20 protein-coding genes and 1 pseudogene are annotated in these 21,099 nt (G+C 39.5%); 11 read left to right on the top strand and 10 right to left on the bottom strand.

The genetic code is table 11. From position 1 onward, the window contains the following. Positions 1–125 precede the first annotated feature (125 nt). Positions 126–1,316, top strand: a complete 1,191-nt coding sequence (gene hmpA / locus PZE06_RS22670; RefSeq protein ID WP_151025965.1) for an NO-inducible flavohemoprotein — start codon at positions 126–128, stop codon at positions 1,314–1,316. A 62-nt stretch (positions 1,317–1,378) separates the two neighbouring features. Here hmpA and PZE06_RS22665 read toward each other — a convergent pair whose 3' ends face one another. Both PZE06_RS22665 and PZE06_RS22660 read right to left on the bottom strand, forming a co-directional pair. After that, positions 1,379–1,843, bottom strand: a complete 465-nt coding sequence (locus PZE06_RS22665; protein ID WP_151025964.1) for a phage tail protein — start codon at positions 1,841–1,843, stop codon at positions 1,379–1,381. Positions 1,844–1,857: 14 nt separating this feature from the next. Further along, positions 1,858–2,340: a GyrI-like domain-containing protein gene (locus PZE06_RS22660; RefSeq protein WP_151025963.1), complete on the bottom strand. Its 483-nt coding sequence runs from the start codon at positions 2,338–2,340 to the stop codon at positions 1,858–1,860. 106 nt (positions 2,341–2,446) lie between these two features. Between PZE06_RS22660 and PZE06_RS22655 the strand changes: the two genes are divergently transcribed. Then, a complete protein-coding gene (locus PZE06_RS22655; RefSeq protein WP_151025962.1) occupies positions 2,447–3,403 on the top strand; it encodes a helix-turn-helix transcriptional regulator in 957 nt (318 codons plus the stop codon). Positions 3,404–3,537: 134 nt separating this feature from the next. Beyond that, a complete protein-coding gene (locus PZE06_RS22650) occupies positions 3,538–4,386 on the top strand; it encodes a hypothetical protein (protein ID WP_151025961.1) in 849 nt (282 codons plus the stop codon). A 94-nt stretch (positions 4,387–4,480) separates the two neighbouring features. Here the strand turns inward: PZE06_RS22650 and PZE06_RS22645 are convergent, their stop codons facing one another. After that, positions 4,481–5,158, bottom strand: coding sequence for a hypothetical protein (locus PZE06_RS22645; RefSeq protein WP_151025960.1), 678 nt, complete (start codon positions 5,156–5,158; stop codon positions 4,481–4,483). A gap of 530 nt (positions 5,159–5,688) precedes the next feature. Between PZE06_RS22645 and nagE the strand changes: the two genes are divergently transcribed. Continuing rightward, entirely contained in the window at positions 5,689–7,140 is a 1,452-nt protein-coding gene (gene nagE / locus PZE06_RS22640) for an N-acetylglucosamine-specific PTS transporter subunit IIBC (protein ID WP_151025959.1), read from the top strand. 57 nt (positions 7,141–7,197) lie between these two features. Here nagE and PZE06_RS22635 read toward each other — a convergent pair whose 3' ends face one another. Then, complete coding sequence (locus tag PZE06_RS22635) at positions 7,198–7,929, bottom strand: GntR family transcriptional regulator (protein WP_151025958.1); 732 nt, start codon at positions 7,927–7,929, stop codon at positions 7,198–7,200. 125 nt (positions 7,930–8,054) lie between these two features. On the opposite strand from PZE06_RS22635, the gene nagA reads away from it, so the two are divergent. From nagA to PZE06_RS22620, 3 genes and pseudogenes are all read left to right on the top strand, one after another. Next, a complete protein-coding gene (nagA, locus tag PZE06_RS22630; RefSeq protein ID WP_151025967.1) occupies positions 8,055–9,224 on the top strand; it encodes an N-acetylglucosamine-6-phosphate deacetylase in 1,170 nt (389 codons plus the stop codon). Then, positions 9,224–9,952, top strand: a complete 729-nt coding sequence (nagB, locus tag PZE06_RS22625) for a glucosamine-6-phosphate deaminase (protein ID WP_151025957.1) — start codon at positions 9,224–9,226, stop codon at positions 9,950–9,952. Before nagA ends, nagB begins: the two co-directional genes overlap by 1 nt. Positions 9,953–9,961: 9 nt before the next feature. Further along, positions 9,962–10,598: pseudogene (locus tag PZE06_RS22620) on the top strand (copper homeostasis protein CutC). Between the two features lie 74 nt (positions 10,599–10,672). Here the strand turns inward: PZE06_RS22620 and PZE06_RS22615 are convergent. From PZE06_RS22615 to PZE06_RS22590, 6 genes are all read right to left on the bottom strand, one after another. Further along, the gene (locus tag PZE06_RS22615) at positions 10,673–11,053 is read right to left on the bottom strand and encodes a VOC family protein (RefSeq protein WP_151025956.1); all 381 of its coding nucleotides are present in this window, start codon (positions 11,051–11,053) and stop codon (positions 10,673–10,675) included. Positions 11,054–11,172: 119 nt separating this feature from the next. Continuing rightward, positions 11,173–11,757 (bottom strand): DedA family protein, encoded by a 585-nt coding sequence (locus PZE06_RS22610; protein ID WP_151025955.1) that lies wholly within the window; start codon positions 11,755–11,757, stop codon positions 11,173–11,175. A 362-nt stretch (positions 11,758–12,119) separates the two neighbouring features. Next, positions 12,120–12,929 carry an ABC transporter ATP-binding protein gene (locus tag PZE06_RS22605; RefSeq protein WP_151025954.1) on the bottom strand — a complete coding sequence of 270 codons (810 nt, stop codon included), beginning with the start codon at positions 12,927–12,929 and terminating at the stop codon, positions 12,120–12,122. Then, positions 12,929–13,960, bottom strand: a complete 1,032-nt coding sequence (locus PZE06_RS22600) for a FecCD family ABC transporter permease (RefSeq protein ID WP_151025953.1) — start codon at positions 13,958–13,960, stop codon at positions 12,929–12,931. Before PZE06_RS22600 ends, PZE06_RS22605 begins: the two co-directional genes overlap by 1 nt. Next, positions 13,957–14,997, bottom strand: a complete 1,041-nt coding sequence (locus PZE06_RS22595) for a FecCD family ABC transporter permease (RefSeq protein ID WP_151025952.1) — start codon at positions 14,995–14,997, stop codon at positions 13,957–13,959. Before PZE06_RS22595 ends, PZE06_RS22600 begins: the two co-directional genes overlap by 4 nt. Further along, on the bottom strand, positions 14,990–16,072 hold the full coding sequence (locus PZE06_RS22590; protein WP_095314008.1) for an iron-siderophore ABC transporter substrate-binding protein: 1,083 nt from the start codon (positions 16,070–16,072) through the stop codon (positions 14,990–14,992). Before PZE06_RS22590 ends, PZE06_RS22595 begins: the two co-directional genes overlap by 8 nt. Before the next feature lie 457 nt (positions 16,073–16,529). Between PZE06_RS22590 and PZE06_RS22585 the strand changes: the two genes are divergently transcribed. The 4 genes from PZE06_RS22585 to PZE06_RS22570 all read left to right on the top strand — a co-directional run bounded on the left by PZE06_RS22585 (position 16,530) and on the right by PZE06_RS22570 (position 20,207). Continuing rightward, positions 16,530–17,363, top strand: a complete 834-nt coding sequence (locus tag PZE06_RS22585) for a tyrosine-type recombinase/integrase (protein WP_095314011.1) — start codon at positions 16,530–16,532, stop codon at positions 17,361–17,363. Between the two features lie 83 nt (positions 17,364–17,446). Further along, positions 17,447–18,337 (top strand): glycine betaine ABC transporter substrate-binding protein, encoded by an 891-nt coding sequence (locus tag PZE06_RS22580; protein ID WP_191963562.1) that lies wholly within the window; start codon positions 17,447–17,449, stop codon positions 18,335–18,337. Positions 18,338–18,436: 99 nt separating this feature from the next. Further along, the gene (locus PZE06_RS22575) at positions 18,437–19,570 is read left to right on the top strand and encodes an ABC transporter ATP-binding protein (RefSeq protein WP_151025950.1); all 1,134 of its coding nucleotides are present in this window, start codon (positions 18,437–18,439) and stop codon (positions 19,568–19,570) included. A gap of 1 nt (position 19,571) precedes the next feature. Further along, positions 19,572–20,207: an ABC transporter permease gene (locus tag PZE06_RS22570; protein ID WP_151025966.1), complete on the top strand. Its 636-nt coding sequence runs from the start codon at positions 19,572–19,574 to the stop codon at positions 20,205–20,207. Positions 20,208–21,099 lie beyond the last annotated feature (892 nt).

Genomic DNA, 21,099 nt, shown 5'->3' with positions numbered 1-21,099 from the left:
CACTATACCAAAGAAGCAGGTGCCTTTTCTTGTTTAAAGGCAATAGTCAAGGAACAAAGTTGATTGTTCTTAAAGCTTTAATAGACCTAAAACAAGGTCGATTTTCAAGGTGCGAAAGTTGAGTTATTAAATTTACAGTTCCGGTATTAGAAGTTCATGGTGTTGAAATTACAACAGTATTTTATAAAAATTTATTTGAAGAACATCCAGAATTATTAAATATTTTCAATCATTCAAACCAAAATCAAGGCCGTCAACAAACGGCTTTAGCAAATGCAGTTCTGGCTGCAGCACAATACATAGATCGATTAGAGATGATTTTCCCTGTTGTCAAACAAATTGCAGAAAAGCATCGTAGTCTTGGTGTAAAGCCTGAGCACTATCCGATTGTTGGGAAACACCTTCTGAGAGCTATTAAGGAAGTTCTTGATGATGCTGCTACAGATGAAATCATCCATGCATGGGCCGATGCATATGGGGCTATTTCCTCGGTATTTATTAGTGTAGAGCAAGAGTTATATGAGCAAGTCGCATCACAGACAAATGGCTGGCGTGATTTCAAACCGTTTAAGGTGATTGATAAAGTAAAGGAAAGCGATGTTATTACATCTTTCTATTTAGCTCCAGTTGATCAATCAGCGATTCCTGTGTTTGAACCGGGGCAATATATTACCGTTCGTCTCCAAATTCCTGGTGAACCTTATTTAGTCAATCGTCAATATAGTTTGTCTGCCGCACCAAATAAGGAGTACTTTCGTATCTCTGTAAAACGTGAATCAGAACCCAATAGGCCGCAAGGAAAGGTATCCAATTATCTCCATGATCATATTCATAATGGGGATGTTATTGAAATGACGGCACCTGCGGGGGAATTCACTCTAAAGAGGACAAGTTCTGGGCCAGTTGTTTTTATCAGTGGGGGTGTTGGTATTACCCCTTTTATCAGTATGGTGAATAGTATTGCTAATAGTGAGCCTAATCGATATGTGTCATTCATACATGCATCTAAAAATGGAAGGCAGCAAGCATTTAAGAATGAGGTAACAGAATTAGCGAAACAGATGACAGATTATCATCTTTCATTCATCTATGAAAATCCTTCTGAGACAGATCGATTGGATAAGCATTTTAAAAAAGAAGGTTATATTAATACGGAATGGCTAAAGGAAAATGCCGTAGTGGATGGTGCGGAGTACTATGTTTGCGGCCCAGTTCCATTTTTACAAGCAATTCTTCGTGGTCTAAAGGAACTTCGTATACCCGAAGAGCAAATTCATTATGAGTTCTTTGGACCTTCAATGAAGTTAGATGTTTAAAAATCCTTTTGTTCAATCAGGAAACTGAATTTCCTGATTGAACAAATATCGGATTATAGGCTTTAATATTGCCCCTTAATAACAAAGAACGAACCACGAATTGTTCCAGCTAATTTGGACCTTTGTCTAGCAAACTTAAACTTTCCCTCTAATTCCTTCGGTACTTCCATTCCCTCAGAAAGTTTGAAACCAACAGCACGTTTTTTGGGATCATCGACATGATACATGACATTGACCTCAAGTCCATTTTCAAAAAAGACGAAGGCCCATTTAATATTTTCCACTTGGAAACGAGATGTTTCTAACGGTTTAGCTGCAAACTCAATATTTCGTTCTTCTTTCAATATGTGATTGACATACGCAATGGTTTCCGGACTTTCACTGATTGGGACGACTGTAAATTCATGCTTGTATTTGTTCATAAAATATCGGGCTTCATTTGCACGTAATCCGGCTAGAGCATCCACCACTGGTGAGGATTCTAAGCCAACTGTTGACACATTTTTAAAATCAACGACATAGGTCATTGCATCTCCCTCCTTTATTTTCGAATAACAGGGATCCACATTTCACCAAATACGAAACCGTTTCGTTGCCCCATTACAACCGTTGTATTTGGACCGCCGACATAGGCTAAATCATCTGCGTCTGGCAAGGCTTGACCAAAGGCAATGCCAGTAAGCAATTGGCTTAGTTGTTCATCTGTCTCGGCCTCCCCTTTCACAACTAGGTATTCTCCCTTAGGGAATTGGATCACTCTAGCTTCCTCATCTTGTAAAGTGGCCTCTGTCATGACTCCAGCATAATGCATCATTTTATTGTTTACTGCCTCATTTACAACAAAAATGTAGTCGTTAGTAGCAAGTGCTTTTAAGGTTTCCAGTCGGCCATCCTCTTTAACCGCCTGCCAAAATTCCGCCTTTTCCTTGTTGATGCCAGCATAGTCTGTATAATCACTCTTTAATTCTGTTCCTAAACCTAGAACGGTAAAGCCATCTTTTTCTTCAATTGAGTATTCAGTCATATATAATCCCACCTTTTTTTGATGATCAAATGATTGGTCTTTTCACTTGATAAGTTTATAATAGCGATAAATCGTATCAAAAAATGACACTGTTTAGGAGTCTCAAATGAAAAAGGTTGAACGAATTAATATTATCATGCGCTATATTAATAATCGTGCCCACTTTACTATTTCTGAAATCATGCGGGAATTTAATATTTCTCGTTCGACTGCCATGAGAGATATTAAAGAAATTGAGGCGATGGGAATGCCATTAGTAGCTGAAGTTGGCAGGGATGGGGGTTATTCGGTAATGAATAATTCAGTTTTGCCCAATATCCGCTTCACAAATGATGAGATTAAAGCATTGTTTATCGCCTTTATGGCAACAAGAAATCAGCAACTTCCGTATCTTAAAAGTCGTCAGTCTTTAACTGAAAAACTACTTGGGCTTATCTCAGAAAATCAGCAGGAGACGCTCGTTCACTTAAATCAAGTTTTACTATTTGAAGGAACAAACCCTCATAATCCTGATTTGCTTGATTTGTCAGATCTACCGCACCCAATGTTAGAAAAACTCATTCAAACGATTCTTGAGGATCGCTATTTAGTGCTCTCTATTAAAGAAAAGAAGGAGATAAAGTGTTACCCAATTTATCTTCTCCATCTTTATCGGGAAAAAAGTCTGTGGTTTATTGAAGGTTTTGATTTAGAGGAAGAAAAAAAACGGATTTTTTCTGTCGATCATCTTACTGAGGTGTCCGCCTACCCTGTGAAAAAAAGAATGAGCAAAAAAGCTATTTTTACAAAAATAAAAAAGAATGATGCGAGAACCAATCTTGTTCTTGAATTGGGGCATGAGTCCATTATGCAGTACAAAAAATACCACCCTTTAAAAATTTCCATATCCTATACAAATCCTTATCAAACGACAGCACTTGTAAAAACTTATGTCAATGTTCATCATTCAGAAGATTTGTCAGAAATGGTAAATTGGCTCCTTTTTCTTGGGAGTGATCTCAAAATTAAGGAAGCGCCTGAAGTAGTCTTTCAAAGAATGCGAGAAAGGCTGTCTATATTGTAACCATAGGAGCACAAATATCATTTCAAGCGAATGAATAAGAAAAGGTGTCATTTGTTTGAATAAATGGTAATAATTTACTGAAAAGAAGAGCATGATAGATCCAAACTAGCTTTGCTGGAAGAGGAGCGTTCTGAATGTTGGGTACCGCTTTTTGGAGTCATACCATTTGGTTTATTTTGCTTGGAATTACGACGATGATCGAATTAATTATCATCTTTCTAAACGTAAAAAAGCGCCCTGCTGTTTTGGCTTTATACCTTTCTATTAGTGGAATGACCTTTTTCTTTGAAATGATTATTTTATCTCTCTTAAAAGCGTATACCTATTATCCAATGCTCGTTCCAGACTCTCAGCCAGATGATTCAATCGCAGGAAATCTCTTTTCGCAATTTTCAGTGTCGGCATCGGCATTGCTGCTCGCCGTCCTTCGTTTAAAATACTACTGGTATATTGTGTTTGCGCTAATCTATGGTTTAATTGAAGAATTGTTTCTTGCATTAGGGGTATATAAGCAAAACTGGTACCACACGTGGATGACTGTTTTATTATTGCCGTTCTTCTTTTGGGTAGCAAGGCAGGCCTATCGCCTATGTTTTACTCGACTGAAGGGGGTGTTATTATATGTGTTTATTTTCCTCGGACTGTTGACATTACACCAAAATACGATTGTTTGGGTTCTGCGTTTAACAGATATTCAAAGGTTCAGTGAAAATATATTTCCTGATAAACAACATAGTTTAATTTTTTTATCAAGTCTATATATGCTTGTGCTTGGTGTAATCATCATGTTTGCTTATTTTTCAAATATTTGCTGGTACTGGAAGAGTGCGCTGATTGTGTTCCTATATATCGGACATTGGCTGGGCCAGCACTTTGATTTAATCATTTATAAAGAAGGATGGTTTTTGATTTCCACAACCATTTCAATAGGGGCAATGTATTTATTTACCTACATTCTTGATAAATTATATGAACGTAGGTAGGAGTGTGGCGAAGGGACAGGAATAAATTTCAATAAACCGCAAATCGGTGTTGGATTTGCGGTTTGTAAAAAAACATCTTCATTCTTTCACTAAATTAGGAATCAAGGCTTGCTGCTTGTGCTTTAGACTTAGGGGTTTTTCTGCTTTCTCTCCACAAGCTAATTGCTATCCATACACATCCAATGGCGACCAATGCGCCATGTGTTATCCTTAGCGGTTGACCTCCGAAAAATTGAGGTATATATAGCAGCATGCCGATAACAAATGGAATGCCACTAAAAGTAGGATATTTATCAGACTTCCAAATAGTGATTGCAAGAATGATGGCAGCGGCAGCGAGCAATAGTAACCCAATCAGGAACATGATGAGACCTGTGCCAGAATGGACAATGCTGGCCAGACTGATGAATGCATCTGACTGCTGCTTAATTGCTTCTTGACCAAGGGCGTTGAGACCGAACGTTTCTCCACCGTAAAACGGCAAGACTAAACCTACACCAAGCAAAGCTAGTAGTAGAGCCCAAAACGAAAAATTGTTTAAAGCTGTATTAAGCAATGAGTAATGAAATCCAAGCAGACCAAGAGGTAATAACGTAAAGGCGATGATAGCTAGTATATGGGCGACTAGCCATTCTGTTGAGGCAAAGGCTGCGGCACCTTGTAAGGTTCTTTCATCTGAAAAGGGTCGCACTGCAGGATAAATGACAAAGAAGATACCTGAAATTACAAAAGAAATCGAGCCTAGGCGAATTCGAAATGCTTTCTTAGGCATTTGTACGGTTCTCCTCCTTTAATGAGAGAATGGCGAAGTTTAAAATGGTACCTATTGTTTTTATGTTAGTGAATATGGAATTTAGAGTAAGTGGATCTTTGTAAAGGTTTTATATAATTTTTTTAGGTTGTTATAAAAAACAGGCTTCTCCTTTTTGTGCAAAACGTGGTTTTATTTTCCTAAAACAGCTCCAGAACAGTCATGAGAAAAGGCATCAGTAGTTAGCAGAAGTGCTTGGTTATTTCCGGGAAATAATTGTAGAATGGCTCTTCACTAAGAAAATAACAAGTAGGAACAAGAATGATTAATAGGACAAATGAATATAATGAAAGGAGACTGTTAAGATGGCAAACACGAATGAAATATACTAGACTAGTGGTATAGACAACTATATTAGTTAGTGCTATAATCGTATCGAGAATTGGTTTGGAAACGCATTCAAATGGTCTTTGCAATTATATTATCTGTTCACCTAAGCGTATTGTGAATCGATTCGTGTGTACAAAATAAGTAAAAGGAGGTTTATGACCATGAAGAACTATTTTCAAAATCTTGGTAAGTCCCTCATGCTTCCGGTAGCAGTACTGCCTGCTGCTGCTCTTTTAATGGGGATCGGTTACGCCATTGACCATGAAGGCTGGGGTGCTGGAAATCCCGTTGCTGCCTTTTTCATCGGCGCAGGTTCATCGATTTTAGACTTTATCCCGATACTTTTTGCTGTTGGGGTTGCCATTGGGATGACAAAGGCAAAGGATGGTGCGGCTGCAATCAGTGGTTTAGTCGGTTATCTTGTTATTACCAAATTACTTTCCACTGATTCGGTTGCGAATTTAAGGCATATTCCAGTTGAAGAAGTGAATATCGCTTTCAATGGAATTGAGAACGTCTTTATTGGTATTTTATCTGGTTGTATTTCAGCTGCTCTTTACAATCGTTTTAGTAATACGAAATTACCTGATGCTTTAGCGTTCTTTAGTGGAAAGAGATTAGTTCCGATTTTAACATCTCTTGTCATGCTACTAGTTTCGATGGTGATGTTATTTGTGTGGCCAGTTGTTTATTCTGGACTCCTTTCATTCGGGGAAGCGATTAGTAGTTTAGGAGCAATCGGTGCAGGATTATACGGATTCTTCAACCGATTATTAATTCCAACAGGGCTGCACCATGCCTTAAACAACGTATTTTGGTTTGACGTTGCGGGAATTAATGATATTGGGAACTTCTGGGCTGGCAAAGGAGAATTAGGAATTACCGGAAGATATCAAGCAGGATTCTTCCCAATTATGATGTTTGGTCTCCCAGCAGCGGCGCTTGCGATGTATCATACAGCAAAAACTAAGCGCAAAAAGCAAGCCGCATCACTATTAATGGCAGGTGGTATTGCCGCATTTTTAACAGGGGTGACGGAGCCTCTTGAATTTTCATTCATGTTCTTAGCTCCAGCGCTTTATGTAGTTCATGCGCTGTTAACGGGAATTTCCTTATTTATAGCGGCAACATTCCAATGGACAGCTGGATTTGGCTTTAGTGCTGGATTAATTGACTTTGTATTAAGCTCACAGTTGCCTTTGGCAAATAAGCCATTTATGCTTGTTCTCCAAGGTCTAGTATTTGCCGTCATTTATTATGTGATTTTCCGCTTCCTGATTGTGAAGTTTAACTTAAAAACACCAGGGCGTGAAGACGATGATCTCGTAGTTAAGGAAGAGATTGCCGAAGCCGGTTCAAAGGATCGTTTTGGACGGATGGCAGAAACAATTTACGAAGGTCTTGGTGGAGACAGCAACGTTGTCTCAGTTGATAATTGTGCAACGCGCCTTCGTGTTGAAGTAAAAGATGTTGAAGCAGTCGACCAAAATAAAATTAAAACAACGGGTGTTCCGGGAATAAAAGTAGTCGGGAAGCACAGTATCCAAGTTATTGTTGGGACACAGGTGCAAGCCGTTGCTGAAGAAGTGAAAAAAATTCGCAAAGAGAATTAACAAAAAAAAGGCTAGTATCTAATTTGGATACTAGCCTCCTTCGTAGGGAAAACTAAATTAGTCACGTTTCATCTTCATTTTGAATTTATATTTATCTGCCCGATACGTAGATGTGACAAATTCGATTGGAGTTTGTTCTTCGTTTTGTAAAAATGTGGTGCGTTCCATCACTAAAACAGGACTATTCTTTTTAATGTTTAAGTACTTCTCTTCTTCTTCACTGGCAAGAGATGCTTCAATGGTTTGATAACCAAAGCCAATTTTAAAATGGAGCTTTTTTTCTAAGAAATCATAAAAAGAGTGGGAGAATTCTTGATAATTCATCTCCCCAACGATTGTCCTCGGTGTATATATCGTTTCTAAAGCAACGGGTTCATTATTGGCTAAGCGAACGCGTTTGATTTTGCAAACTAGGTCAGTAGGAGAAATCGAAAGAGTAGAAGCAAGCTGTTCATCGGCTTCGATGAAGTCGAAGCTAATCAGTCTGTTGGAAGGGCTTAATCCACGGTTTCGCATATCCTCGCTGAAGCTTGTGAGACCGGATAAATCTTGTTCGAATTTTTTATCAGCAACAAATGTGCCTTTTCCTTTTACTCGATAAACAAGACCTTCTTTAACTAAATTATTGATTGCTTGTCGTACAGTCATCCGACTTATCGCATATTTTTCCGCATATTCTCGTTCAGATGGTAAAAGATCGCCAGCTTTTAATTGTTTTGTGTGGATCATGCTTTTTATTTCTTCTTCTAATTGATAATATATAGGTATATGAGATTGTTTATTAATCATGGAAAATTCCCCTCCTTGGGTGGAAAGTAAGACAATATAAATTTTATCAAAAGAATGTAAGCCTGTACACATGTCTACTGGTATAGACAACTATACTTATCTATGAAAGGGTGAGCAGCTTGAACATGCATTATTTATTGATTAATCATGTAAAGATTTTTTTGGAAAACAAAATCATTAATTGTGGCGCTGTATGGGTAAAAAATGGGCAAATTATAAAGATAGAAGAAAGGCCTGTTGCAAACGTTACTCCTGATCTCCATGTTATTGATGGTACCAATTTGAATTTAATTCCAGGTTTTATTGACGCTCATATTCATGGAGCAAATGGTGCTGATGTGATGGATGCAACGGAAAAAGCGTTGGATGATATGGCAGTTCTTTTACCGAAGGAAGGCACAACAAGCTTTTTGGCAACGACCATTACCCAATCTCCTGAAAATATTGAAAGAGCATTGGGAAATGTAGCTTGTTATTCTCATAAGCCGGGACATGCAGAAGTGGTTGGTATTCATTTGGAAGGGCCATATGTAAATAAATCTAAAGCCGGAGCACAGCCAGTGCAGTATATTACAGACCCTAATTTGAGCCAATTTAATCGTTGGCAAAAGCTTTCAGGAAATCAAATTCGTACGATTACGATGGCACCTGAATTGGATCAAGAGGGTATTTTTATTAAAGCATTGAATGAAATGGGAGTTAATGTATCAGCAGGACATACGGATGCTGGGTTTGCTGGAATTCAGAAGGCAGTCGCCCAAGGGGTTCGGCAATTGACCCACTTATGCAATGCGATGAACGGCATTCATCATCGTGATATTGGTGCGGTGGGAGCAGCATTTCAGTTAAAGGACCTGTATGCCGAGGTCATTCCTGATGGGATTCATGTTGTACCTGAGATGTTGGAGCTAGTTTATCAAAATGTTGGTAGTGACAGACTCATATTAATTACGGATGCGATGAGAGCAAAAGGGTTGCCTGCTGGTGATTATGAGCTTGGTGGGCAGCCTGTGAAAGTAACAGAGGATCGCGCTGTTCTCGAGGATGGAACGTTGGCAGGGAGTATTGTGTCCATGCGGGATGGTGCCGCAAACATGCTCGCGATTGCTGGAGTTGAACTTGGCGATATTGTAAAAATGGCCTCTATGAATCCTGCTAAACAAGTGGGGGTTTTTGACCGCAAAGGAAGCATTGCTTTGGACAAGGATGCGGATCTATTACTTGTCGATGATCAACTGACGATAAAGTATACCATTTGTCGCGGAGAAATTGCTTATAAAGGAGAAGAGGAATGATGGAATTCATTAAAGTAAACGATTATCAAGCTATGAGCGAGAGAGCTTGCTCCATTATGATTGAAACGATAAATCGGATTAAGAACCCTGTGCTTGGTTTGGCAACAGGTTCGACTCCTGAGGGGTTGTATCAAAAGATCATTGAGAAGTTTAACGAGGGAATGGTTTCTTTTCAAGATGTGACAACCTTTAATTTAGATGAATATGTCGGCCTGGAGCGAGAAGATGTGAATAGTTACTATCGCTATATGAAGGAAAAATTATTCGATCATGTCGATATTAAGCTTGAGCGTGTTCATCTGCCAAATGGAGCTGCTACTGATCTTGAAGGTGAATGTCAAAGGTACGAGAGGCAAATTCAACAGGCTGGCAAAATTGATTTGCAAATTTTAGGAATGGGGATCAATGGTCATATTGGATTTAATGAACCGGGAACCCCGTTTAGCAGTAGAACCCATGTTGTTGAATTGGCAGCTTCTACTCGCGAAGCAAATTCGAGATTTTTTCCAACATTGGATGATGTACCGACACAAGCCTTAACGATGGGAATTGCATCGATTATGGAAAGCAAGGAAATTCTGTTGCTTGTTTCTGGTGAACAAAAGGCGGAGGCCATTGCCCGGTTGGCTGAGGGGGATATTTCAGAGGATTTTCCAGCTTCGATTTTACGTAACCATCCGAATGTCACGGTTATCGTTGATGAGGGTGCCATGGTGCTAGCTAAATAAGGTGGTTGAATGATGATTAGAGAAGCTTGCGTGGAGAATTTCACGAACGTTCCGGAAGTGATAGCAAGAGGGGCGGAGCGGATTGAATTATGCGATAATCTTGCAGTTGGCGGGCACCACGGTGAGTGCTGGTGTTGCCGCTACTGCAATCCGTTATTGTCACCATAAAAACGTAAAGGTCATGAGTATGATTAGACCAAGGGGCGGAAATTTCATTTATAGCAATGAAGAAGTGGGCATCATGAAGCAGGATCTGCTCCATCTTAAGCAGCTAGGTACTGACGGGGCTGTCTTTGGTTGTTTAAATGAAGCAAATTGGATTGATGAAGAGGCGATGCTTTCTTTAATAGAGGTAGCGCAAGGAGTAGATATTACCTTTCATATGGCCTTTGACCAAATTTTGCCCGATCATCAATTTAAAGCAATTGATTGGTTGGTTGAACATGGTGTTAAGCGAATTTTAACCCATGGTGGCTCAGCCGCTTCTAAAATAGAAGACAATATCACGAGAATTCAGGAATACATCGATTATGCTGCTAATAGAATCATTATTCTTCCCGGCGGCGGAATCACCAATGATAATTTACGAGCGATAGCCGCTGAGTTATCAATCAATGAAGTACATGGAACGAGAATTGTCGGATGAAAGAAAATAAGTAAGCTTTTATACGCTTGCTTATTTTCTCTATTTAATTCAAGAGCGTTTTGACCATTTACCAACTAAACAGTCAACTCAATTAAATTACCCTCAGGGTCTTCAACAACACTTTCATAGTAACCGTCTCCGGTTACACGGGGGCCGTTAATAGTAGGATAGCCATCACTTTTTAATTTTGCTGTCAATTGATTAACTGCTTCTTTACTCCCCAAGGAAATCGCGATATGTGCCCATCCCGTTTTTTCCTCTTTGGTGTGCTGGTGTATCCCTTCCTTACGCATGATTTCTAACCGTGCACCTGACTCAAAAGTTAGAAAATAAGATTCGAATTTCTTTTCCCGATTGTGATATTTAGTGTTTGAACGACAATTAAAATAAGTTTCATAAAACTCTTTCATCCCTTCCAAATCATTCACCCAGATCGCTACATGTTCAATTTTCATTCCACATTCACTCCGATATTTACGATTATAGTAGGATTGCTAACCAACTACATGATCAAGGCAACATCCGTAACCACTGAACTCGATATTTGTTACTTCTGGTTTACAGCTATAAATTGTTATTTCGCTCTGTTTGCTCGTATATAAAAGTATATCAGTAATGCCAAAAATGCTATCCAGATTATATTAGAAGTTTGATGAAAAACATTACCGACAATCGTCCAATTATTACCTAAAAATACTCCTAAAAGGATAAAAGTAGTCGTCCATATTATGGCCCCAATCGAGGCGAAAAGGGTAAAGGAAAAATAGCGATAGGTGGTCATTCCTGCTAAATAGGCAGTGATATGCCTAATTCCAGGTAAAAAATAGCCTACGATGAGAAAAAAACCTCCATATGCTTTAAAGCTATTTTGTGCCCATTCAATCCTTTTTTCAGTTATCTTTAGTTTAGGTCCAAACCGCCTTATGAAAGGCAGTCCAAGCTTGAGACCAAGTAGATAACTAATGGATATTCCTATAATGGATCCTATTATGGCGGTAATAAGCGAATATTTTAATGACATTGTCCCCAAAAATACATGATACCCTACATAAGTAAGTAGAATTTCATCAGGTAAAGGTAGACCGATGATCCCTAAAAGTAGAATGATAAAAATCGCAATGTATCCATAATGCTCGATGAAGGTCCCTAAATTAATCATATTATCCTCCGATTCTCTTAAAGGAGAAGCCCATAACCTAATTTATAGGAAATTAACTCTGCCAATATTATGATAATAACATTATTTTTATTTAAAAATAATTGGCTTTTTTCTTTTATATTTAAAAAAGGAGATCCGAATTGTTTTGGTCGGGTATACATAATAGATGTTTCGATATATTTGCTAGATAAAAGTAGTAAATAAAAGAGATATTTTTAATGAATTCCGGGGTTTTTAAGGTATACTTGCGGACTTCCTTCAAACGGATGGATTAAAAAAGGCAAGTAAAGAAAAAGAAGTATTTCTCCACTTGCTTTTTTTATGGTCGTTTTAAGGAGCATCTAGTAGAGGTGAGTGCTGCGTCATTTTCCCCGATTATCATGATACCTTCCGATTGGCACGACGGATGGAGAGCCTGAAATTGGATCTGCTATTACTGTACAGTTTAGGCCGAAAATATCCTTAATTAGAGTGTCGGTAATGACCTCTGCCGGCTCTCCCTCTGCGACAAGACGTCCTTGGTGCATTGCGAAAATATGGTCTGCATATCGTGCAGAAAGGTTGATGTCATGGAGAACCATGACGATGGTCGTTCCGTATTTGCGATTTAGGTCTGTGAGCAAATCAAGAATTTCGACCTGGTAGGTAATATCTAAAAAGGTTGTCGGTTCGTCAAGGAATAATATATCAGTTTGCTGCGCTAATGCCATGGCAATCCATACACGCTGCCTTTGTCCCCCTGAAAGCTCATCAATATTTCGATTGGCGAGATCCGTAATATTCATGATTTCCATTGCCTCAGCAACGGCTTCATAATCTTTTTTTGTCCACCCGCTAAGCAATGATTGATGAGGAAATCGTCCACGCCCAACTAAATCTGCAACCGAGATGCCCTCGGGAACAATAGGAGATTGCGGCAGCAGTCCGACTATTCGAGCTAGCTCCTTTGAAGGAATTTTCCCAATTGGTCTTCCATCAAGCGTGATTTTTCCAGAGGCAGGTTTAATCAACCTTGCTAACGTCTTTAGTAGTGTGGATTTTCCACAGGCATTCGCACCAATAATAACGCTTATTTTATTGCTGGGAATCGCAAGGCTTACTTCATGAATAACGGTCTTATTTTCATAACCTGCCACGATTTGTTCAGCTTGAAAAAGATGTGTCGGTTTCATTATAAATCTCCCTTTCGATTCATTCGGATTAGCAAGTAGATCAAGTACGGTGCTCCGAGTATTCCAGTGATGATGCCAACAGGGAATCTAACTTCAAAAGCAAATTGACCGATCAGATCTGCTGCCAAAACCAAATTAACACCAACAAGCCCTGCGGGGATCATATTTGAAAAGCCAACGCCCACTAGTCTTTTTGCAATCGGTCCCGAAAGGAAAGCGACAAAGGCGATTGGACCTGTGGTGGCAGTTGCCAGAGCGATCATGCAGACGGAGCTGACAATTAGTATAATGCGGGCTCTGTCCGTATTCACTCCAAGCGTGGTCGCCGATTGTTCTCCTAATTCTAATAGACTTAAATGTTTTCCTAACGCGAGTACAATCGGGGTACATATGAAAACAGTTAGCACGAGAGGTGGAAGCTCATGCATTTGAGAACCATTTAAACTTCCGCTGAGCCATCTAATTGCTGCCGGTATATCCTGTTGGGCGCCTTTTAGAAGGAGGTAGGATATAAAGGCGTCAAGCATCGCCTGTATTCCGATTCCTACTAAGATGAGACGTCCAATTGAAAATGTTTTTCCTTTAGATAGTAGATAAATGATGATTACGGTCGCAAGACCAGCGATTACCGATACAATGGAAACGACTGCGTTACTCGTATGTAGGATAAGAATGCAAAAAACAGCAGCCGCGCTGGAGCCAGATGTGATTCCGATTACATTCGGATTCGCAAGTGGGTTTCGCAGCATTGTTTGAAAAATGTGTCCACCGATCCCAAAAGCAAATCCAGCAAACAAGCCTGCCAGCATACGTGGCAAACGAATCGTATTGACCGCAAAAGAAACTCCTTTAATCTGTTCACCTGATAGTGCTCGGATCACATCCTGGACAGGATAGATTGTATTTCCCAATAAAAGCATGGTACAGCTAAGGATAAAGGCAAGGATCGCCAATAAGGCTGTGACAAGAATCCATCGGCGCCGTCTCTGGCGCCGACCTGACATAATCAATTCAACAGAGTTATTTTTCATAATGAACGCACTTTCGCTTTCATAGCAATAATAATGAGTAATGGAGCCCCGATAAATGCCGTCACAACGCCAACTTCAAGCTCACCTGGGCTACCGATCAGTCTCCCAAATACATCTGATATCGTTAAAATGATCGCACCTGAAAGAGCGGCCATCGGTATAACGAAACGCAAGTCAGGACCGAGAATAAGGCGGATGATGTGGGTGGACAAAAGTCCGACAAATCCGATCGGCCCTGCTAATGCGGTAGTCGCTCCACATAAAAGAACTCCAGCAAGGGCTGCAATCATTCTTAATGTTCCTGTCCGAACTCCTAGTCCTGTTGCTACATCATCGCCTAATGCTAGGGCATTAAGGGCTGACGCAGCTAGAATTCCGATCAGCAGTCCGAAGATCAAAAAGGGAATGAACGTAGTAATCGAGTTCCAATTGGCCGAACCAACGCTCCCTACTTGCCAAAACCTAAATTGATCCATGACATAAGAACGAGGAATGATAATGGCGCTCACTAGAGAAGAAAGGGCAGCGCTTGTCGCTGCCCCAGCTAAGACAAGCTTAAGAGGCGTGGCACCTCCACGCCCCATAGAGCCAATTCCGTAGACGAAAACGGCGGTAATCATGGCTCCAGCTATAGCTAACCAAATATATTGATTCGCTGTGCTAATGTTTAAGAACGCAATTCCACAAACAACAAATAATGCTGCCCCTGTATTGACCCCGAGTATACTTGGATCGGCAATGGGATTGCGGGTGACAGCCTGCATAAGCGCTCCTGAAACACCAAGTGCGGCACCGCAAAAGATACTGAACACGGTTCGGGCAATTCTTTGACGAACGACGTTTGCTCCATAAGAGTCTACATCTGGATGAAATAAACCAGCGATGAGCTCATCTAAACCGACCGTTCGAGATCCGAGCACGAGCGACGCGATAACACATATTCCGAGCAAAATAAGACAAAGGATCAGTACCATTGGAAAATTCCTCGGAATATGTGAATAAAGCGGTTTGTTTTTTGAAACAGATGAACTAGTCATTTAACTTTTCAATAGCTCCTGCAATTAATTCTAAATATTCGTCAATCGTATAGGCGATTGAAAGCGGGTTTGGGTTGCCTGAAGCTGCTAAAGGCGTACTCGCTCCAATAAATACAACGGAGCCTCTTTCAATAGCGGGGATTTTTCCAAGCAAAGGATCGGCTTTAACTGCTTCATATAGACTCTCATCCCCGTAACCGATAATAATATCGGCATCGTTCAGTATGTCTGCATTTTCAGCACTAATATTTAATGAATAGCTTGAAGGATCAGCAATCTCATTTGTAACACTTTCAGGATACTCCATTCCTAACTCGATTAGGAAGGAACCGCGTGGGTCGGTAGGTGTATAGGCATGCAGCTTGGACATGTCTTGAGCTGAGAAGTTGACCCAAGCAACTTTTTTCCCTTTGATTTGTGGATACTGATCCGCTTTTTCTTGAATGAGCTCTTCAGTATCTTTAATTAATTGTTCACCTTCTGCTTTCATGCCCATGCCTGTTGCATTTAAAAGGACTTGTTCACGCCATGTTGTAAGCCAAGGTGCCGTTTGGTATGGAACGACCGGAGCGATTTCACTTAAAATATCGTAGTCTTCCTGAGTAATCCCTGAGTAGGCTGCTAAAATAACATCAGGATTTGCGTCTGAAATTGCCTCAAAATCAAGACCGTCTGTATCTTGAAAAACATTTGGATCGTCAACACCAAGCTCTTTCAGCTTTTCAGCTGTCCATGGCAATAGCCCGCTGTCATCTTGAACGCCATAATTTGCAGCGGAGAATCCCACTGGTACTACTCCAAGGGCAAGCACAACATCATGGTTTGCCCATTGCACCGTTGCTACTCTTTCGGGTTTGCTTTTAATAACGGTTTCTCCAAAGGCATGTTCAATGACAATGGGGTATTCAGTACTTTTTTCCTCAGAAGAAGACGTTTCAGTTTTTTCAGTATCAGTATTTTCAGATTTATTTTCAGGTGCTTCAGTTTGTTCAGACGAACAGCCAGCTAATACGATCATGAATAGTGCTGAAATGATGAATACGCTTAATAATGGCCATTTTCGATTTAATCTCATTTTTTTCTTCATCCTTCTTAAATGATTTGTATTTATTCGTTCATGTAAACATTGTAGAAGCCCAATCCATTTATCGAGGGCACTTCGTAATTATGTAGATTGCTAGTATAGGGACACTCCTTATTTATTATTTATTTTGAGAATGATTTTCAACTTCAATGATAATCATTCTCAAAGAAAGAGTCAATGAAAAAATTGTGTAAATTTTTTGATAGGGATTTTATAGCTAGATTTTCAGATTGCTAGCATCTGGGAGGATGTTTCAGGATCGACAAGGATATGTAAGAATGGAGTGTTTAATCTCGGCTCACTCTTAATTATGATGACATGATGAGAATTTTTCGAAAATTTGCGGTTTGAGTTAACATCACGTTAAACACTATAATATTCATCATAGAATCACTTTCATCATAGAATTTACGTTCATCTGCTGAATCTTTTCTGGAAGGTGTGATGTATGAAAGAAATATTGAGGCAATATGAAGATGATTTAAAGAAGAGAGAAAAGGAAGCAAGTACAACCAAGATGTATGTTCATGTGCTGAAGCAGTTTAATACGTGGCTTGAGGCTAAACAAAAAAAGCTGGAGCAACTTACGGAACATGATGTTTTTCAATTTCGAGAACACTTAATTGAAACAGGTTATAAGGTGGCCACTATTAATAAGTTGATTTCCGTATTGCGTACATTTTTAGTTTGGGCTACTAAAAACTATTACGTTCAAATGAATGTACCAGAAAATCTTCGCCTTTACGAAGATAAAAGAAACACCCCCATTAAATGGCTCACTGCCGAAGAAGAATCGAAACTTCTACAAATTTTAACCCTTGAGAAAAATCCTTTCAAAAAAGCCCGCAATGAAGCTCTTATCTATGTGCTACTGTATTCAGGTTTGCGAATTGAAGAATTGAGTCATTTACAAACTGAAGCAGTCACGAAAAATACCATTCAAGTTATTCATGATGGAGTTTTATCCAGAGAAGTCCCGTTAGCTCAAAAAGTGGCTGAAAAAATATTTACTTGGATTCATGTTAGAAGTTCTACTGAAAAAGAAGTGTATTTAAATAGTCCATTTTTATTTGTGACGGAACGCTCTGGGAAGATGCAGCCACGCGCTATTCAATTTGTTCTTGAAGTATATAGTGAAAAATTAGGGTTTCCAATTACTTCGCATTTATTAAGAAATACGTATTGTAGAAGATTAGTTGAAAATGGTTTTACGGTGGAACAGGTAAAACAATATGCAGGTCATAAATCCATTACTACTAGCTACAAATATTTTCACATTTGATCGTTGACATCAATAAACCTATAGGCAAAAGCTTTGCCTAGAAATAAGGAATTTTAGGAGGAAAAAAATTGAAAAAAATAATAATGATTGTATTTACAGCACTTCTTGTGTTTGCGCTTGCTGCTTGTGGGAATAAATCAGGGGAGGCTGAGCCAGGAAAGATTGTTATTTCAGGGAAGGAATTTACAGAACAAATTATTCTTAGTCATATTATGGCGGAGTACTTGAAGGCAAAGACGGATTTTGATGTTGAAGTCAAAGAAGCATTAGGTGGAGTGTTTGTATTACAAGAAGCCATGAAAAAAGGCGACATTGACATGTATGTAGAGTATACAGGAACAGGCTATTTAAACGTTCTAAATAATGAATATGAACCTAATCAAAGCCCTGACGAAATTTTTGAGGCAACAAAGAAAGGGTATGCTGAGGAGTTTAATATAGCTTGGCTGGAACCGCTAGGATTTAATAATACGTATGCTTTAGGGTTAAGAGAAGAGCTTGCCGACGAATTGGGAGTACAGACATATTCTGATTTGATTGCAGTTGCACCAGAGCTATCATTCGGGGCAGATCCAGAGTTCTTTGAAAGAGGAGATGGATTTGATGCATTAGCGGAGGCGTATCAGTTTGATTTCGGTGTAAAGAGAAATATTGATCCTGATTTGCAATATACGGCTGCTAAAGATGGAGAGATTGATATCATTACAGCTTTTTCAACAGATGCGCGAATCGATCAATATGAATTGGCGATTTTAGAGGACGATCAGGAGTTCTTCCCGCCATATTACGCTGCACCAATTATTCGCCAGGAAGTATTGGATGCAAATGAAGGACTTGAAGACGTTATTAATGAGTTGGCAGGCACTTTGACAGATGAAAGAATGAGAGAGTTAAATGGGCAAGTTAATTTAGAGGGAAAAGAGCCAAAGGATATTGCGATTGAATTTTTAAAAGAAGAAGGCCTAATCGAATAATCGTGTGCTCATGAGGCTAGAGGGCTGTGTGACTATAAGGTGCACAGCCTCTTTTATCAAAACAAACCATAAGAAATTCAAAAGTAGAGAGGGATTATTATGATTAAATTTGAACATGTTACGAAAAAATATGAGGATAATTTCGTGGCATTAAATGATATAAATTTAGAGATTCATAGGGGTGAGTTAGTCACACTTATCGGTCCAAGTGGTTGTGGAAAAACGACAACAATGAGAATGATTAATAGGTTGAACGAACCGACGGCAGGTAAGATTTTTATTAACGGAGAAGATATTTCAAAGATTGACCCTGTTGAGTTAAGGAGAAATATTGGCTATGTTATTCAGCAAATTGGGCTATTTCCCCATATGACGATTGAACAAAATATTGCGCTCGTTCCAAGGTTGAAAAAATGGGATGAAGCAAGATATAGCAAAAGGGTAGATGAACTATTGGATTTAGTTGGGTTAGATCCTTCCACTTTTAAGCATCGTTTTCCGTCTGAGCTAAGCGGCGGGCAACAGCAGAGAATCGGTGTAATTCGTGCACTTGCGGCAGAGCCTGAAATTATTTTAATGGATGAGCCGTTCAGTGCGCTTGATCCGATAAGCCGAGAACAGCTTCAGGATGATATCGTCAGTTTGCAGGAGGAGATTCAGAAAACAATTGTCTTTGTCACCCATGATATGGACGAAGCCATTAAAATCGCCAATCGCATTGCGATCATGAAAGATGGGGAAATTGTCCAGCTTGATACTCCAGATAAAATATTGCGCCATCCTGCCAATGAGTTTGTAAAGGGATTTATAGGTGAAGAACGTTTGAACCAAGGAACATCCATGATCCCATCGGTAACCGATCTCATGCATTCCAATGTGGTTACAACCTCGCCAAGGCGTGGGTTAGCAGAAGCGTTTCGTCTGATGAAAGAGAAGAAAGTAGATAGTTTATTTATTACTGATAAGCGAAAAACCTTTTATGGTGCCGTTTCTCTTAAGAAGCTTGATGAAAACTATAAAAATGAGAATTTAACAGTTGCCGATATTATGCAATCGGATATCAAGACGTTGAACGCTGATGCCGTCGTAACAGATGTTGCGGAGCTTTTCCATGGCAGTGATATCGGAACGATACCGGTGTTGGAGGAAAATAAGCTAATCGGAGTCGTTACTCGCTCCAGTATGATGAGAGGGCTTGCGGAGTGGAATCATAGTAGTGGAGGGAATGAGTAATATGGATTTAATCAATACATTTATTAATCGTAAATCGGATATTTGGGTAGCTTTTCAGGAACATATTTTTTTAGCGGGTATTGCAATGATGATAGCGATCGCAATCGCCGTGCCACTTGGAATCATATTAACAAGATATAAAAAACTGGCCGAACCCATTATCGGCGTAACGGCCATTATTCAAACTGTCCCCAGTCTTGCATTGCTCGGATTTATGCTCCCCATTTTTGGGATTGGGAAGGTCCCAGCGATTATTGCCTTAACTCTTTATGCACTGCTCCCCATTTTACGCAATACATATACGGGAATATTGGGAGTGGACCCAGCCTTAGTTGATGCAGGAAAAGGCATGGGGATGACGTCAAGGCAAATCCTATTTATGGTAGAACTGCCATTGACATTGCCTATTCTCATGGCGGGAGTTCGCACAGCAACCGTATTAACGATAGGAGTCGCCGCTCTTGCAACCTTTATTGGCGCTGGCGGACTTGGAGATTTAATCACTAGAGGATTAAACGTCATGGATAAAAACTTGATTTTAGCTGGTGCAATTCCGGCAGCCATATTAGCCATTGTCTTTGATTTTGCCTTAAAGAAACTCGAAGACAAAGTAACGCCAAAGGGGCTGAAATCTTAAATCTTATCACAAAGCACAAATATTATTGTGGCGACACCGCTAAAAAGCATGGGGAGAACGGTTTCTTCCCTTGCTTTTGGTTATTTGGTCATTTACGGGCATCTACATACCTTCAAAAATTCCGCATTCATTGTGCGAATGAACGAGGTCAGCCTGCGCAAATGGAGAAACTGCTCCAAACGTAATGTCATCGAAGTTGGTGTTAAGGGCTCGTTCGCATTGAACACCGAAACGAAAAAAAACGATTTGCTTCGCTCGCGATGGTTTATGCGTAATCAAGTGTTGAAACGGCGCAAATGTCTCCGATCTATGCGCAATCAAGTGCGAAAGCGGCGCAATCATCCTTGATGCATGCGCAATCAAGAACTAAATCAGCGCAATTCCTCTCAACCGGAGTACAATTAATCAATGAAAAGCCGTAATTCCAACGGGATGCGAAGTTCATCCAAGGAAACAGCGTTGTTGGCAGCAATTTTTACATTTGAATGAACCGATCTTTCCTTGAATGTAGTAGGTGTATTATCATTTGCAAGATTCTATTAGAGTACAAGGAATTGCAACCAAGGTGGAAAAATATTTTTCACTTTATTTAATCATAAAACTGCACCCCTAAAAGTTAGTTTTCACTCTAACTTTTGAGGTGCAGTACAGAAGAGGAGGTTTTTAAATAATAAAGATCTATAAAAATTTTATAATACCTATGCTTAACAGTATAATAGCAATGATAAACCAAAATAAGGCTACTTTGTTTTTTATCATATGTAGTCCTCCCTCTATAAATATTGATATATCAACGGTTTGAACCGCTGTTGGAGTGCCAAAAAAATATTTTTCGACACGATTCCTAATAAAATTTACCTAATATGTTAAACTATTCCAATACATAGATACG

Origin of the sequence: Robertmurraya sp. DFI.2.37 (genome assembly GCF_029211245.1) — a bacterium.
GTDB classification, from domain to species: domain Bacteria; phylum Bacillota; class Bacilli; order Bacillales; family Cytobacillaceae; genus Robertmurraya; species Robertmurraya methanolica_A.
Note: the sequence above shows the minus strand (reverse complement) of the source record. Positions and strands in the feature narration are given on the sequence as shown.

Coding starts and splice junctions, on each gene's coding strand:
- PZE06_RS22610 (WP_151025955.1), bottom strand. CDS start 11,757: ATGATTAATTTAGGGACCTTCATCGAGCATTATGGATACATTGCGATT.
- PZE06_RS22585 (WP_095314011.1), top strand. CDS start 16,530: ATGAAAGAAATATTGAGGCAATATGAAGATGATTTAAAGAAGAGAGAA.
- PZE06_RS22660 (WP_151025963.1), bottom strand. CDS start 2,340: ATGACTGAATACTCAATTGAAGAAAAAGATGGCTTTACCGTTCTAGGT.
- PZE06_RS22635 (WP_151025958.1), bottom strand. CDS start 7,929: ATGATTAATAAACAATCTCATATACCTATATATTATCAATTAGAAGAA.
- PZE06_RS22595 (WP_151025952.1), bottom strand. CDS start 14,997: ATGACTAGTTCATCTGTTTCAAAAAACAAACCGCTTTATTCACATATT.
- PZE06_RS22580 (WP_191963562.1), top strand. CDS start 17,447: ATGATTGTATTTACAGCACTTCTTGTGTTTGCGCTTGCTGCTTGTGGG.
- PZE06_RS22570 (WP_151025966.1), top strand. CDS start 19,572: ATGGATTTAATCAATACATTTATTAATCGTAAATCGGATATTTGGGTA.
- PZE06_RS22600 (WP_151025953.1), bottom strand. CDS start 13,960: ATGAAAAATAACTCTGTTGAATTGATTATGTCAGGTCGGCGCCAGAGA.
- PZE06_RS22575 (WP_151025950.1), top strand. CDS start 18,437: ATGATTAAATTTGAACATGTTACGAAAAAATATGAGGATAATTTCGTG.
- nagE (WP_151025959.1), top strand. CDS start 5,689: ATGAAGAACTATTTTCAAAATCTTGGTAAGTCCCTCATGCTTCCGGTA.
- PZE06_RS22645 (WP_151025960.1), bottom strand. CDS start 5,158: ATGCCTAAGAAAGCATTTCGAATTCGCCTAGGCTCGATTTCTTTTGTA.
- nagA (WP_151025967.1), top strand. CDS start 8,055: ATGCATTATTTATTGATTAATCATGTAAAGATTTTTTTGGAAAACAAA.
- nagB (WP_151025957.1), top strand. CDS start 9,224: ATGGAATTCATTAAAGTAAACGATTATCAAGCTATGAGCGAGAGAGCT.
- PZE06_RS22590 (WP_095314008.1), bottom strand. CDS start 16,072: ATGAGATTAAATCGAAAATGGCCATTATTAAGCGTATTCATCATTTCA.
- PZE06_RS22655 (WP_151025962.1), top strand. CDS start 2,447: ATGAAAAAGGTTGAACGAATTAATATTATCATGCGCTATATTAATAAT.
- PZE06_RS22605 (WP_151025954.1), bottom strand. CDS start 12,929: ATGAAACCGACACATCTTTTTCAAGCTGAACAAATCGTGGCAGGTTAT.
- PZE06_RS22650 (WP_151025961.1), top strand. CDS start 3,538: ATGTTGGGTACCGCTTTTTGGAGTCATACCATTTGGTTTATTTTGCTT.
- PZE06_RS22665 (WP_151025964.1), bottom strand. CDS start 1,843: ATGACCTATGTCGTTGATTTTAAAAATGTGTCAACAGTTGGCTTAGAA.
- PZE06_RS22615 (WP_151025956.1), bottom strand. CDS start 11,053: ATGAAAATTGAACATGTAGCGATCTGGGTGAATGATTTGGAAGGGATG.